Origin of the sequence: Pseudotabrizicola sp. L79 (genome assembly GCF_036553525.1) — a bacterium.
Classification (GTDB): domain Bacteria; phylum Pseudomonadota; class Alphaproteobacteria; order Rhodobacterales; family Rhodobacteraceae; genus Pseudotabrizicola.
Genome location: NZ_JAZHDA010000052.1, coordinates 110,889 through 124,482 on the forward strand (window position 1 = coordinate 110,889; position 13,594 = coordinate 124,482).

The 13,594-nt window shown below is 64.2% G+C and carries 12 protein-coding genes; 7 read left to right on the top strand and 5 right to left on the bottom strand.

The features are described 5' to 3' along the window. Positions 1 to 3: 3 nt before the first annotated feature. The 3 genes from V3C85_RS13690 to V3C85_RS13700 all read right to left on the bottom strand — a co-directional run bounded on the left by V3C85_RS13690 (position 4) and on the right by V3C85_RS13700 (position 2,967). The gene (locus V3C85_RS13690) at positions 4 to 690 is read right to left on the bottom strand and encodes a hypothetical protein (RefSeq protein WP_331795701.1); all 687 of its coding nucleotides are present in this window, start codon (positions 688 to 690) and stop codon (positions 4 to 6) included. Then, positions 680 to 1,771 carry a GSCFA domain-containing protein gene (locus V3C85_RS13695; RefSeq protein WP_331795702.1) on the bottom strand — a complete coding sequence of 364 codons (1,092 nt, stop codon included), beginning with the start codon at positions 1,769 to 1,771 and terminating at the stop codon, positions 680 to 682. Before V3C85_RS13695 ends, V3C85_RS13690 begins: the two co-directional genes overlap by 11 nt. A 275-nt stretch (positions 1,772 to 2,046) precedes the next feature. After that, positions 2,047 to 2,967 (bottom strand): HNH endonuclease, encoded by a 921-nt coding sequence (locus V3C85_RS13700; protein ID WP_331795704.1) that lies wholly within the window; start codon positions 2,965 to 2,967, stop codon positions 2,047 to 2,049. A gap of 350 nt (positions 2,968 to 3,317) precedes the next feature. Between V3C85_RS13700 and V3C85_RS13705 the strand changes: the two genes are divergently transcribed. Then, positions 3,318 to 4,892 (top strand): 2-isopropylmalate synthase, encoded by a 1,575-nt coding sequence (locus V3C85_RS13705; protein ID WP_331795706.1) that lies wholly within the window; start codon positions 3,318 to 3,320, stop codon positions 4,890 to 4,892. Positions 4,893 to 5,013: 121 nt separating this feature from the next. Further along, on the top strand, positions 5,014 to 6,066 hold the full coding sequence (locus V3C85_RS13710; protein WP_331796034.1) for a zinc-binding dehydrogenase: 1,053 nt from the start codon (positions 5,014 to 5,016) through the stop codon (positions 6,064 to 6,066). 15 nt (positions 6,067 to 6,081) lie between these two features. Here the strand turns inward: V3C85_RS13710 and V3C85_RS13715 are convergent, their stop codons facing one another. Beyond that, a complete protein-coding gene (locus V3C85_RS13715) occupies positions 6,082 to 6,834 on the bottom strand; it encodes a PGN_0703 family putative restriction endonuclease (RefSeq protein WP_331795707.1) in 753 nt (250 codons plus the stop codon). A 117-nt stretch (positions 6,835 to 6,951) separates the two neighbouring features. Next, the gene (locus tag V3C85_RS13720) at positions 6,952 to 7,716 is read right to left on the bottom strand and encodes an SDR family NAD(P)-dependent oxidoreductase (RefSeq protein ID WP_331795708.1); all 765 of its coding nucleotides are present in this window, start codon (positions 7,714 to 7,716) and stop codon (positions 6,952 to 6,954) included. 87 nt (positions 7,717 to 7,803) lie between these two features. Here V3C85_RS13720 and V3C85_RS13725 point away from each other — a divergent pair, with 87 nt between their 5' ends. From V3C85_RS13725 to mrdA, 5 genes are all read left to right on the top strand, one after another. Next, positions 7,804 to 8,928, top strand: a complete 1,125-nt coding sequence (locus V3C85_RS13725; protein WP_331795710.1) for a Hint domain-containing protein — start codon at positions 7,804 to 7,806, stop codon at positions 8,926 to 8,928. 128 nt (positions 8,929 to 9,056) lie between these two features. Then, a complete protein-coding gene (locus V3C85_RS13730) occupies positions 9,057 to 10,091 on the top strand; it encodes a rod shape-determining protein (RefSeq protein WP_331795712.1) in 1,035 nt (344 codons plus the stop codon). Positions 10,092 to 10,137: 46 nt separating this feature from the next. Further along, positions 10,138 to 11,121, top strand: a complete 984-nt coding sequence (gene mreC / locus V3C85_RS13735) for a rod shape-determining protein MreC (protein ID WP_331795713.1) — start codon at positions 10,138 to 10,140, stop codon at positions 11,119 to 11,121. After that, positions 11,114 to 11,653, top strand: coding sequence for a rod shape-determining protein MreD (locus V3C85_RS13740; RefSeq protein WP_331795714.1), 540 nt, complete (start codon positions 11,114 to 11,116; stop codon positions 11,651 to 11,653). Before mreC ends, V3C85_RS13740 begins: the two co-directional genes overlap by 8 nt. Beyond that, positions 11,650 to 13,593 (top strand): penicillin-binding protein 2, encoded by a 1,944-nt coding sequence (gene mrdA / locus V3C85_RS13745; protein WP_331795716.1) that lies wholly within the window; start codon positions 11,650 to 11,652, stop codon positions 13,591 to 13,593. The genes V3C85_RS13740 and mrdA overlap by 4 nt, the downstream gene beginning before the upstream one ends. The last annotated feature ends 1 nt before the right edge of the window (position 13,594 follow it).

Consider the following 13,594-nt stretch of genomic DNA (forward strand, 5'->3'; position numbering starts at 1 on the left):
GTCTTATTCGGCTGCGGCGGCCATTCGGATCAGATTTCGGTCAAAAAGACGCGACAGCACCTCGGCGCCATAGGCGGGGTTGCCATGCACCCCATCAGGCGCGCGCAGATGTTCAGGCAGGGGGGCATCGGCCCAATCGGGTTCTTCGCGCGGGTCAAACACGGCGATGCCGTTGTCGCGCAGGATGCGGGTGATGCGGGCCGCCACATGCAGCGCCACCGGATCGGTCTGGATCATCGGCGGGGCGATGACCAGCAGGCGCGCATCCTGACTGGCCAGCCGCAACAGGCGAAACAGGCTGCTGCGGTGGTGAAAGATATAGCCGGTCAGAAAGGCATCCGAGGTGAACAGGGCCGCGTCTTCGGTGGCGGCATGGGTGGGGTCGGGGCTGTGGCCATGGCGGGCAAAGGGCGGCACAAGGCGGCCCAGATGATAGCCGATGCTGGCCAGCACCGGGATATCCTTGGGAAAGACACTGCTTTGCGCCTCGGCGGCAAAGGCCGCGATGCGCCGGTTCAGGGCCGGGCGATGGGGGACCGACAGGCCCTGCGTCGGATGCGGGCGCATCCGGTTTTCGTGCCAAAGATTGCCCGACAGGAACAGCATCTTGCTGTTCAGCCCCGAAGCCACAGCGGCCTCTTGCAGCGCGCCGCAATGGCTGTCGCCGACGATCAGCAGATCAGGACGCATTATAGGCCTCCAGCGCGGCTTCTTCGCAGACCAGTGCTTCGGCGGCCATCGCCTCGGTCACCGCGCGGTCACGGCTGGCTTCGGCTGCGGCTTCGGCGCCATGGCGGGGCGGGGCGGTCAGGCGCAGGCCCTGAAAGAAATGGCCCATCACCGTTTCCACCCCCTGCGGCACGACCGAGCGCAGGTTGGGTTCGAAAAAGGCCGAACGGGTGGCGGGGCCGGTGATGATTTCATAGCTGGGGAAGTAATCGACCTCGGGGCAATCCTCGGCCATCTCGCCCGCGACGCCGCGCAGCACCGACTTTGATCGGGTGGTGGCGACCAGAACGTGATCGCCGCTGGCAGTCGCAGTCAGCGGCACGGGGCTGACGGTCAGCAGCAGGTGGATGTCGGGGTTCAGGCCACGCAGCAGCACGAGGCTGTCATCCAGGGCCTGACGGATCGCCGCGGCACGGTAATTCACAAAGCGGTGCTGGTCGGCGTTGAAGCTGCCCCCCAGCGTGCCCGGACAGGCGGCATAGGGCTGGCCCGTGGCGCTTTCCCAGCCTTCGGTCAGGCCAAGGGTAAAGACAAACACATCGGCCCCGGTGATCGCGCGTTTCAACCCGCGCAGCATGGCGGTGCGTGACAGGATGGCCTCGTCGTGGCTGGCAAAGCCGTCGGGTTCGATGGCGGGGCGCAGGCTGTCGCGAAAGCGGCCATCGGGATCGGCCCAGATCTCGGGCGCATCGACAGCCACCTGGCCCGCCACCAGTTGCAACAGCAGGCGCAGTTGGGCGGCGGTGTAGATATTCGCGGTGCGGGCGGAAAAGACGCCGTAGTTGAACCGCAGCGCAAGGTCTGGCGGGGTGGCGGCGGGCGCAGGTTCGCCGTCGATCCAGCCCATGCGGCGGGCCTTGAGGGCGCGGCTGATGTGCTGGGCAAAGCAAGAGCCAAAGGTGGCAAAGCGGGCGTCGGCGGGCAAGGCCCAGGGCGAGGTCCACAGATCAGACAGGCCGAACACCCCCGCCGCGGCGACCCCGGTTCGCCAGAAGGCGCGGGAGGGGAGAGTGGCGTAGGGGGTGGGGTCTGGTTTGGACATGGGCCTCGGTATCGCTGGGTATCGCTGGGGTATCGCCGGGATTTGGCCAGATTGTGGCAGATCGGGAAACAATACGACAGCGAAAACCGGGGCCGCAAGCGGGGCCGGGGTGAAATGTCCTTGGAAATGTCTCTGGCAAAGATGGAAGTTGGGGTGAAGGATTCCAAGGGCTTGGCGTGACGTTTTCAGGAAGTGTCAGGCAATTGAATTTTCGGGTAGGGACCGTCTCGCGTCAGCATGGGGGGAAGCGCTGCACAATCTGCGCCACCCACACCCTACCACGGTGCAGCTTCATCTGTGAGAACACGGCCAAACACATTTTCACGGTGCCATTTCAGATTTCGCGGGTGCGGAGAATTCAATGGGTTTTCTGGTCGAAGCAATTTGCCACCGGGCGCAATCAAACGCCCTACAACATCAGACGGAACCTTGTTGTGAGAAATGAGAATAGTTTCGCAATCATCCGCCACCGAAATGAGACCTCGATCAAACATCCAGTGTAGCGTTCCAGACAAAGCAAGACCATTGCGAACGTCGTCGTTTCCACCACCTTCGACTGAATGGATATGAGCGGCCTGCACCTCGGGGCGCCCCCCACCATTACGCAACATCAAACCCGACATCGCACAGCGGTAACCATAGGCTTCACGTACGCGACGGCGGAACACCACATCCCGATAGGGCCGCTTAGTCAGCCGTTCCATAACTGGCCGCTCAAAAAATACAGCATCGTCGTCCAACTCCGACCGGTTGGGATCATACCTGCGCGCCTCAATATCTTCGAGATTTTGCGGCAGACCAGCCGCAACGATGTTTGCAAATTCGGCCTCGGTCAGTCGTCGGACAGCCCCAACCAGATTGCCACCCCGCCGGATGGTGCCGTTTGCAGCCAGTAGGGCTGCTTCCCACGGTATGCCATTGTTCAGTCGTCCAACGTGACAATCAAATGGCAAGAAACTACCCTTCTCGATGAGAGCAAGATACCGCCCCTCAGAATTTGGCTTAGGTATCACATCACTAATCTTGGCTACGGCGAAATACCCACGCGGCCCCGCCTTCACTGGCTCGAAATAGACAATCCAATCGTCAATTGCCGCCCTCAGGTCGTCAAGATACCTTTGCGGAAAGTCATAAACGACGTCCGGTTCATCATCGTAGATCGAGTCAGCCTTGTGCAGAAGAACCAGTTTAACCATAGCGTTAGGAAAAAATGCCAATGGTTGGAAATGCAACTGGAAAATTTATCTAACCTCGTTTCTGAACTCTCGCTGCTCATCGCCCATATTTCTTAAGCGCTGGGCCAAGCCCCCTGCCCCGTCATTTCGCACTTGACCTTGGCGTGTCGTTTCGTATCGTCGCGGCCATGACACGGGATATGATCATCGCAGACATGCAGGGCGCCTTGGGGGCGTCGGTGCCGTTTGGGCAGATGCTTCCCCGTGGTCTGCTGCTTCTTAGCCGCCTCTGAGCGTGCCCTTGGGCGCGACCGCTCAGAGGTGAACAGCGCCCGGCACGCGAACCACGGCAAGAAGCAAGGAATTTCACGATGACCGCCACGACCAAACAGAACCGCGTTCTGATTTTTGACACGACGCTGCGCGATGGCGAGCAATCGCCCGGGGCGACGATGACGCATGAGGAAAAGCTGGAGATTGCCGGCCTGCTGGATGAAATGGGCGTCGATATCATCGAAGCCGGATTTCCGATTGCCAGCGAGGGCGATTTTCTGGCGGTCAGCGAGATTGCCAAGCGGGCGAAAACCAGCACGATCTGTGGGCTGGCGCGGGCGAATTTCAAGGATATCGACCGCTGCTGGGAGGCTGTGAAACACGCGAAAAGCCCGCGGATTCACACGTTTATCGGCACATCGCCGCTGCACCGCGCCATTCCCAATCTGGATATGGACCAGATGGCCGAGCGGATTCATGAAACCGTGACCCATGCGCGCAACCTGTGTGACAATGTGCAGTGGTCGCCGATGGATGCGACGCGGACCGAGCATGATTACCTGTGCCGGGTGGTTGAGATTGCCATCAAGGCCGGGGCCACCACGATCAACATTCCCGATACGGTGGGCTATACCTATCCGCGCGAAAGTGCCGATCTGATCGCCATGCTGCTGGAGCGGGTGCCGGGCGCGGATGAGATTGTCTTTGCCACCCATTGCCACAACGATCTGGGCATGGCGACGGCCAACTCTCTGGCTGCGGTCGAGGCCGGGGCGCGGCAGATTGAATGCACGATCAACGGTCTGGGGGAACGCGCGGGCAATACCGCGCTGGAGGAAGTGGTGATGGCAATGAAGGTGCGCCATGACATTCTGCCCTATGACACGCGGATCGACACGACCAAGATCATGAACCTGTCGCGCCGGGTGGCCAGTGTTTCGGGGTTCAACGTGCAGTTCAACAAGGCGATCGTGGGCAAGAACGCCTTTCTGCATGAAAGCGGCATCCATCAGGACGGGGTGCTGAAGAATGTCGAGACCTTTGAGATCATGCGGCCCGAGGATATTGGTCTGGTTCAGAAGAACATCGCCATGGGCAAGCATTCGGGCCGGGCGGCGCTGCGGGCCAAGCTGAAGGATCTGGGCTATGATCTGGCCGACAATCAGCTGAACGATGTCTTCGTGCGGTTCAAGGCCCTGGCCGACCGCAAGAAAGAGGTTTACGACGACGATCTCGTGGCGCTGGTGGCGGATCAGGCCACGAATGACGAGCATGATTTCATGCAGGTCAAGAAGCTGCGGGTGATCTGTGGCACCGAAGGCCCGCAAGAGGCCGAGCTGACGCTGACCATTGACGGGGTGGATCACAGCATCGATGCCACGGGCGATGGCCCGGTGGATGCGGCCTTCAACTGCGTCAAGATGCTGTTCCCGCATGAGGCGCGGCTGGAGCTGTATCAGGTGCATGCCGTGACCGAAGGCACCGATGCGCAGGCCACGGTGTCGGTGCGTCTGCAAGAGGACGGGCGGATCGTGACCGGGTCTTCGGCGGATACGGATACGATTGTTGCCAGCACCAAGGCCTATGTGAATGCGCTGAACAAGCTGATCGTGCGGCGGCAGAAATCGGCGCCGGGCGATGATGTGAAGACGGTCAGCTATCACGGCGAATAGGCCGGGCGCTGCGGCGGACGCAAAGGAAAGGGGGCGCTGCCCCCTTTTCGCGTCTTGGCGGGGCCAAGACGCTGACCCCCGGGATATTTAGGAACAGATGAAGGGGAAAGCGGTGAACAGCATGTGGGCGGTGGTGACGACCGGGACCGGCGGCTATGACCGCCTGAGTTGGCGCGAGGTGCCGCGCCCCGTTCCGGGGCCGGGAGAGGTGCTGGTGCAGGTGCTGGCCGCCGGGGTGAACAACACCGATATCAACACGCGGCTGGGCTGGTATGCGCCCGAGGTGACGGACGGCACTGCCGAGACAAGCGACACGGCCGCGGATGCCGCCGGGGGCTGGGATGGGGCCACGCCGTTTCCGCTGATTCAGGGCACTGATTGTTGCGGGCGGGTGGTCGGGGCTGGGGCGGGCGTTGACGCGGGCCTGATCGGGCAGCGGGTGTTGGTGCGGCCCTGTATGGATGACCCGGTGACGGGCGCATCCGGCGGGCGCTGGTTGGGGTCGAACCTGGACGGGGCCTTTGCGCAATTCGTGAAGGTGCCCGCGGGCGAGGTGTTTGCCCTGCGCTCGGGCTGGAGCGATGCCGAGCTTGCCTCGGTTCCTTGTGCTTATGGCACGGCGGAGAACATGCTGCATCGGGCCGGGGTTGCGGCGGGGATGCGGGTTCTGGTGCCCGGCGCCTCGGGCGGGGTTGGGTCTGCCGTGGTGCAACTGGCCAAGCGGCGCGGGGCCGAGGTGGTGGCGGTGACGACGGCGGCCAAGGCCGCGGCGCTGCGCGATCTGGGCGCGGACCGGGTGCTGGAGCGCGCGGACGATCCGGTGCAGGCCCTGGGCGCGCAGAGTGTGGATGTGGTGGTGGACACTGTTGGCGGGCCGGGCTTTGGCGGCCTGCTGACGGTGTTGCGCCGGGGGGGATGCTATGTCACCTCGGGTGCGATTGCCGGGCCGGTGGTGCGGCTGGATCTGCGGGTGATGTATCTGAATGACCTGCGGCTGATCGGCTGCACGGCCTGGGCGCCGCAGGTGTTTGCCGATCTGATCGGCTATGTCGAGCGGCAGGAGATCCGGCCTTTGGTGGCGGCAACCCTGGCCTTGCCGCAGATCGCCGAGGCGCAGCGGTTGTTTCAGGAAAAGCGCCATCTGGGCAAGATCGTGCTGCTGCCCCCGCCCTGAGCGCCGCGCCAGGGGTCAGAGCCGGCCGAACTGGGCGGTGATTGCCGCAGCATGGGGGGCAAGGGCCGGGGTCTTGGCCCATTGCGCCACCAGATCAGACCAGCGCAGGGCGCAGAAGGTGACATCGGCGCCGTGGATGGCCTTGGCAAAGCGGGCCACCTCGGCCCGGTGCAGGGTGATGCGGGCCGGATCGACCGGTTTGCCCGAGGCCCATGTGGCGGGTTCGGCATAAAGATAGACCAGCACCGCCCCGCGCCCGCGTTTGACGGCCTGATGGCGCAGGCCGTAGGCATGTTTCACCAGTTGCGCGGCGTTCAGCGCTTGAAAGCTGGCCTGCCCTGCCACCAATGCGCGGCGCAGGCGGGTAAAGGGCTGCATGCCGGTGCCCCAGTCGCGGCTGTCGAATGCCTCGGAAAAGGTGACGGATTTTTGCGGGCGAAAGGGCTCGTAACGCTTGCTTTCCACCCCGACCAATGTGGTGGGCGTGGTGATCGCGGCATCAAGCCAGGGGTGGCGGCCGCCGCGCCAGGGAAAGTGCATTTCGGCCTCGACCTCGAGCTGTTCGGGCTGGCCCATCGGGACATCCGGCAGGGGGGGCAACTGGCCGGGGCGGTCAAGGAACCAGCCAAAGGCATTGGCGGCCAAGGCGGCCGACGACTCGGGGCTGGCGAACTTGCCGCTGGCCAGTTCATTGCCGGGGCTGCGCCGCAGGGCGGAAAGAACGGCCTGCGCCGGAACACCGGGGAGGAACTGGGGATCGTCGGTCATTCTGGGCCTTTCTGGGCACGGTGCGCCCGGGGCAAAGCAAGGATGGGCGCGCTGCCCCCGCGCGGGTGGCGGGGAAACGGCGTGGCCCGGAATCTGTGGATGCAGAGCACGGGCAGGTCAGGCGCCTTTGTGTTCTTGCAAGGTATTGCCGCCGTCTACCACCAACATCGCGCCGGTAACATAGCTGGCAGCGGGCGAGGCAAGAAACAGGGCGGCGGCGGCCACTTCGTCGGGGGTGCCGGGGCGGCCTGCCGGGGTGGCTTGCCCTGCCCGCAGTTCATCCGCGCTGCTGCTGGCGGTTTCGATCCAGCCGGGCAGCACCGCGTTGCAGGTGATGCCGTGGCGGCCATATTCCAGCGCGACCGAACGGGTCAGGCCGGTGATGGCGGCCTTGGCCGTGGCATAGGCCGAAGAGCCGTCGATGGTGACGACGGGGCCGGTGACGGAAGAGATGTTGACGATGCGGCCATAGCCGCGCGCCATCATGCCCGGCAAGGCGGCGCGGCAGCAGTGGAAGGTGGTGTTGATGTTCAGCGCCATGTGATGCGCCCAATCGGCATCAGACCAGCCGTGCAGCTGCTGGCGGGGAATGTCGGTGCCGGTTTGGACCATGCCGGCATTGTTGATCAGGGTTGTCACCGGGCCAAGCTGGGCGGTGACTTTGGCGAAAAGCGCGGCAGTCTGGTCGGGGTCGGTCAGGTCGGCGATGTGGGACAGGCAGCCCAGTTCGGCCCCACGGTCATGGATGCGCGGCGAGGTGGCGGTCAGGCAGACGCGCGCCCCGGCCTGCACCAGTGCGCGGGCGATGGCAAAGCCGATGCCGCCTGCGCTGCCCGCGCCGGTGACGATGGCCACCTGATCGGTGAAACGGGATGCTGGCATGGTTTTTCCCCTGTTTGGTGATGCGCCTTAACCCGACGATAACCCAGGCGCGCTAGGCCGAAAGCCAGAAACTGGCCGGAGGATCAAATGGCGCTGACGTTTAATGCCCTTTACCTTGGCAATCCGGGTGTGATGATCGACCCGACCGAGAATGACACTGACGGGGCCATCAACCAGACGGCGGAAAATGCCGCCCTTTTGGTCGGGCGCAGTTTTGGCGGGCCAGGTGCCGCGCTGGCCGATGACTGGGTTTCCGTCACATCGCGCGACATGGGGGGCACGGCAGGGGTGTTGGACATGAACAACAGTCTGGCCGACGATCAGATCATCGTGAACAGCGGGCCGCAGGCGGGCACCTATACCTTTGACGGAGTCGCCGTTTATGACGCGACGATCACCTATCTGGATGGCACGGTGGTCACCACGCAGCTGGTGGTGGCGCAGATGACGAATGGGGATTTGTATGTCTTGCCCTCGCCCGTTGCGGGCACGGCGGGCAATGCGGCCCTGGCGGGCGGGCCGATTGCGTCGATCGATCTGACCAGGCTGGTGAACAATGTCTATGCCGGGGCAACGGCGGATCGGTCGGTGATTTCCTTTATCACCTGCTTTGCCCTTGGCGCGCGGATCATGACGCCACGCGGGCCGCGACGGGTGGAAGATCTGGCCGCGGGCGATCTGGTGATCACGGCAGACCATGGGCCGCAGCCGATTTTGCTGATCACCCGGCATCGGGTCAGTGCCGCCGAGATGGACGAGCGCCCCGATGTGCAGCCCTTGCGATTGGCCCCTATGTGTCTGGCGCCTTTGGGGATTCCGGGGCCGACGCGGGCGCTGATCCTGTCGCAGCAGCACCGGGTGGCTGTGCCGGATGCCGGCAGGCCGGGCGCGGCGGGCGAGGTGTTGGTGCCCGCGCGGGCGTTGCGGGCCTTGGCGGGGGTCAGTCTGGTGCGGCCCGTCGGGGGGGTGGCGTATTTTCATCTTTTGCTGCCCCGGCATGAGGTGATTTTTGCCGAGGGCATTGCGGTTGAATCGCTGTTCACCGGCGATCAGGTCTTGCGCTCGATGTCGCCGGGCCTGCGGGCGGGGGTGATGGCACGGCATGGCGTGCAGGTGCTGCATGCCACCCCGGCACGGCCCCTGATGGCGATGAGGCCAGCCCAGCAGATGGTGCAAGAGCGACAGGCGCAGCTGGCCTGCCCCCTGCCCTGACCCATCGGCGCAGAACGGCCCGCCGGTCCGAATGCCCTTTCCCCCTGTGATCAGCGGCCTTATATGAACACGCCGCCTCAGGACGCTGAGTCGCGGGACGCGTGGTGCATCAAAAGGACTTTCCCGCTATGATCTTTTCTGGCCTCTTCTCGTCGGACATGGCGATCGACCTTGGGACTGCGAACACGCTGGTCTATATCCGGGGCAAGGGCATCGTTCTGAACGAGCCTTCGGTCGTGGCCTATCACGTCAAGGACGGCAAGAAACAGGTGCTGGCCGTGGGCGAGGATGCCAAGCTGATGCTGGGCCGCACCCCCGGCACGATCGAGGCGATTCGCCCGATGCGCGACGGCGTGATTGCCGATTTCGACAGCGCCGAAGAGATGATCAAGCATTTCATCCGCAAGGTGCACAAGCGCACGACCTTTTCCAAGCCGAAGATCATCGTTTGCGTGCCGCATGGTGCGACACCGGTGGAAAAGCGGGCGATCCGGCAGTCGGTTCTGTCGGCAGGCGCTCGGCGCGCGGGCCTGATTGCCGAGCCGATTGCCGCGGCTATCGGTGCCGGGATGCCGATCACCGACCCCACGGGGAACATGGTTGTGGATATTGGCGGCGGCACCACCGAGGTGGCGGTGCTGTCGCTTGGCGATATCGTTTACGCCCGCTCGGTTCGGGTGGGGGGCGACCGGATGGATGAGGCGATCATCAGCTATCTGCGCCGCCACCAGAACCTGCTGATCGGGGAATCGACGGCCGAGCGGATCAAAACCAGCATCGGCACGGCGCGGATGCCCGATGACGGGCGCGGCGCCAGCATGACGATCCGGGGGCGCGACCTGCTGAACGGGGTGCCCAAGGAAACCGAGATCAATCAGGCGCAGGTGGCCGAGGCTTTGGCCGAACCGGTGCAGCAGATCTGCGATGCGGTGATGCAGGCGCTGGAGGCCACGCCGCCCGATCTGGCCGCCGACATCGTGGACCGTGGCGTGATGCTGACGGGGGGCGGGGCGCTGCTGGGCGATCTGGATCTGAGCCTGCGCGAACAGACCGGGCTGTCGATCAGCGTGGCCAATGAATCGCTGAATTGTGTGGCGCTGGGCACCGGCAAGGCGCTGGAATATGAAAAGCAGCTGCGGCATGTGATCGACTACGACAGCTGATCCGGCCTTTACGGCCAAGGGCAGCGTCGGGCAGATTTGGACAGCCATGGCAAAGACACGCACTGATCCCGAAGAATTTTCGCGCCCGCTGCGCCGGGTGCTGGTGGGCATTCTGGTGCTGGCCTTGCTGGGGTTGTTCCTGCTGTGGCGCATCGACAGCCCAAGGGTGGAACGGTTTCGCGCGGCGCTGATCGACCGGGTGGTGCCGTCGTTTGACTGGGCGCTGGTGCCGCTGTCAAAGGCCAGCGGGATGCTGGACCAGTTTCAAAGCTATGCCAGCCTGTATGAGCAAAATCAGGATCTGCGGCGCGAATTGCAGCAGATGAAGGCCTGGAAAGAGGCCGCCTTGCAGTTGGAGCAACAAAACGCCCGGCTGCTGGACCTGAACCAAGTGCGCCTTGACCCCAAGTTGACCCATGTGACCGGGCAGGTGCTGGCCGACAGTGGCAGCCCGTTCCGGCAATCGGTGCTGATCAACGTGGGCGAGCGCGACGGGATTCTGGATGGCTGGGCCACGATGGACGGGATCGGCGTGGTGGGGCGGATCTCGGGCGTGGGGCAGCGCACCAGCCGGGTGATCTTGCTGACCGATACCAACAGCCGGGTGCCGGTGACGGTGCAGCCCTCGGGGCAGAAGGCGATTCTGTCGGGTGACAATTCGGCCTTGCCGCCGTTGGATTTTCTGGAAGATGCCGATGAGGTTCGGCCCGGTGATCGGGTGGTCAGTTCCGGCGATGGCGGCATGTTCCCGGCCAATCTGCTGGTGGGTCAGGTGGTCATGGGCACCGACCGGCGCTTGCGCGTGTCGCTGAGTGCCGATTATCAGCGGCTGGAGTTCTTGCGGGTGTTGCGCAGCCATGAGTTGACGCCGATCACCGATGCCGGGGCGCTGATCGCGCCGCCGGTGCTGCCTGCGGGGCCAGACACCAGCGAGGCGCTGAACACCGATGCGATGCCCGCGCGGGGCACCCAGCCCGAGGCGGCCCCGGCGGGCGATGCCACCACCGAGACGGATGGCGGCGATGGTTGAATTGGCGCCATCCGGGGTGTGGCTTTATCGCGGGCTGTTCGTGCTGATCGCCGCTGTGCTGATGTTCACCCGGCTGCTGCCGATGGGATCAGAGGCGGGTGACTGGCCGGGGCCTGATCTATTGCTGTGCGTGATCTTTGCCTGGGCCACGCGGCGGCCGGATTACCTGCCCGTCTGGTTGCTGGGGGCTGTGCTGCTGATGGAAGACATGTTGCTGATGCGGCCCCCCGGTCTGTGGACGGCGCTTGTGATTGTGGCGGTCGAGTTCATCCGCAACCGGGTGACGCTGACGCGCGAGTTGACCTTTATGGTGGAATGGGCGCTGGTGGCCGCGCTGATGGTGGCCTGCCTGCTGGCCTATCGGCTGGTGTTCACGCTATCGTTCCTGCCGCAAGCCGGATTTGGCTTTGCCATGATGCAGACTCTGTGGTCGATCTTGTGCTACCCCTTGGTGGTTGGGGCAAGCCGGATCACCTTTGATCTGCGCAAGCCTGCGACTGGGGAAGTCGACAGCTATGGACGCCGCCTGTGAGACGCAGCCCGAAGGAAACTGATGACGCCGCGCGCGTGACGCATCGCCGGGCCCTGTTGATGGGCGGGGCGATGACGGCGATGTTTGCGGTGCTGGGCGCACGGATGCGCTATCTGTCGGTCGAGCAGGCCGACCAGTTCAAGCTGCTGGCCGAGGAGAACCGGATCTCGATCCGGCTGATCCCGCCGGCGCGGGGGTTGATTCAGGATCGCAACGGCAAGCTGATTGCCGGGAATGAGCAGAATTACCGGGTGGTGATTACCCGTGAGGATGCGGGCGATGTGGATGCGGTGCTGGCCAAGCTGGCGCATGTGATCCCGCTGACGGCGGATGATCTGGACCGCACCTCGAAAGAGATGAAGCGCACCTCGCCTTTCGCGCCGGTGACGGTGGCCGACCGGCTGACCTGGGAAGACATGTCAAAGGTGGCGCTGAATGCGCCGTCTTTGCCGGGGGTGTCGCCCGAGGTGGGGTTAAGCCGCCGCTATCCGCGCGATACCGATTTTGCGCATGTGGTGGGCTATGTCGGGCCGGTGTCAGAACGCGATCTGGAGGCGCTGGAAACGCCAGACCCGCTGCTGACCATTCCGAAATTCCAGATCGGCAAGATCGGGGTCGAGCGCTGGCTGGAAGACTATCTGCGCGGCACGGCTGGCACGCGGCGGATCGAGGTGAATGCCGTGGGCCGCGTGATGCGCGAGTTGGAGCGCAAGGAAGGCGATCCTGGCGCTGACATTCGGCTGACGATTGATGCCGATGTGCAGAATTTCGTGCAGGCGCGGCTGGGCGAGGAATCGGCGGCGGCGGTGGTGATGGATGTGAACAATGGCGATATCATTGCCATTGCCTCCTCGCCGTCTTTCGACCCCAATCTGTTTGTGCGCGGCATCAGCCATACCGATTACAACGGGCTGGTCGAGGATGACCATCGCCCCCTGGCCAACAAGACGGTGCAGGGGGTTTATCCGCCCGGCTCGACCTTCAAGATGGTGACGGCCCTGGCCGCGCTGAAGGCGGGCGTGATCAATGTGGACACCACGGTGCGCTGCCCCGGCCATCTGGAGGTGGGGGGGCGCCGCTTTCACTGCTGGAAGCGGGCAGGCCACGGGGCGGTGAATCTGGAAAAGTCGCTGGAGCAAAGCTGCGACGTCTATTTCTATGACATCGCGCAAAAGGTGGGGATCGACAAGATCGCCGAGATGGGCCGCGAATTGGGTCTGGGGGTGCGCCATGACATTCCGATGTCGGCCATTGCCGAAGGGATCATGCCCAACAAGCAGTGGAAGGCCGAACAGCACAAGCAGGACTGGCGCATTGGCGATACGATCAACGCCAGCATCGGACAGGGCTATGTGCTGACCTCGCCTTTGCAACTGGCGGTGATGACGGCGCGGCTGGCCACCGGGCGGGCGGTGGTGCCACGGCTGGTGCGCGCGATTGACGGGCGCGAGACAGAGGTGCCCCCGGCGGCCGAGCTGGATATTGGCGAAGCGGCGCTGCGCAAGATCAGGTCGGGCATGTTCGCGGTGATCAACAGCGAACGCGGCACGGCGAAATCGTCGCGCATTGTCGATGAGGCGCTGGTCTGGGCGGGCAAGACCGGCACCAGTCAGGTGCGCAACATCACCGCCGCCGAACGTGCGCGGGGGGTGATTTCCAACGATCAATTGCCGTGGAACCGGCGCGATCATGCGCTGTTCGTGGGCTTTGCGCCCTATACCAACCCGCGCTATGCCGTTTCGGTGGTGGTCGAGCATGGGGGCGGCGGATCGACCGCCGCCGCGCCGATTGCGCGGGATGCGATCTTGCGGGCGCTGAGCGATGGCTTGCCGCCGCTGTCGGCCTATCCGGCATCGCAGCGCAACCGGATTGAATCGATGCTGTCCAAGCTGCCTTTGCGCGATGCCTCGGGGCAGGCCCCCGAAGCGTCAAAAGCCTGAA

Coding starts and splice junctions, on each gene's coding strand:
- V3C85_RS13740 (WP_331795714.1), top strand. CDS start 11,114: ATGGTTGAATTGGCGCCATCCGGGGTGTGGCTTTATCGCGGGCTGTTC.
- V3C85_RS13705 (WP_331795706.1), top strand. CDS start 3,318: ATGACCGCCACGACCAAACAGAACCGCGTTCTGATTTTTGACACGACG.
- V3C85_RS13710 (WP_331796034.1), top strand. CDS start 5,014: ATGTGGGCGGTGGTGACGACCGGGACCGGCGGCTATGACCGCCTGAGT.
- mreC (WP_331795713.1), top strand. CDS start 10,138: ATGGCAAAGACACGCACTGATCCCGAAGAATTTTCGCGCCCGCTGCGC.
- V3C85_RS13715 (WP_331795707.1), bottom strand. CDS start 6,834: ATGACCGACGATCCCCAGTTCCTCCCCGGTGTTCCGGCGCAGGCCGTT.
- V3C85_RS13730 (WP_331795712.1), top strand. CDS start 9,057: ATGATCTTTTCTGGCCTCTTCTCGTCGGACATGGCGATCGACCTTGGG.
- V3C85_RS13695 (WP_331795702.1), bottom strand. CDS start 1,771: ATGTCCAAACCAGACCCCACCCCCTACGCCACTCTCCCCTCCCGCGCC.
- V3C85_RS13720 (WP_331795708.1), bottom strand. CDS start 7,716: ATGCCAGCATCCCGTTTCACCGATCAGGTGGCCATCGTCACCGGCGCG.
- V3C85_RS13690 (WP_331795701.1), bottom strand. CDS start 690: ATGCGTCCTGATCTGCTGATCGTCGGCGACAGCCATTGCGGCGCGCTG.
- V3C85_RS13725 (WP_331795710.1), top strand. CDS start 7,804: ATGGCGCTGACGTTTAATGCCCTTTACCTTGGCAATCCGGGTGTGATG.
- V3C85_RS13700 (WP_331795704.1), bottom strand. CDS start 2,967: ATGGTTAAACTGGTTCTTCTGCACAAGGCTGACTCGATCTACGATGAT.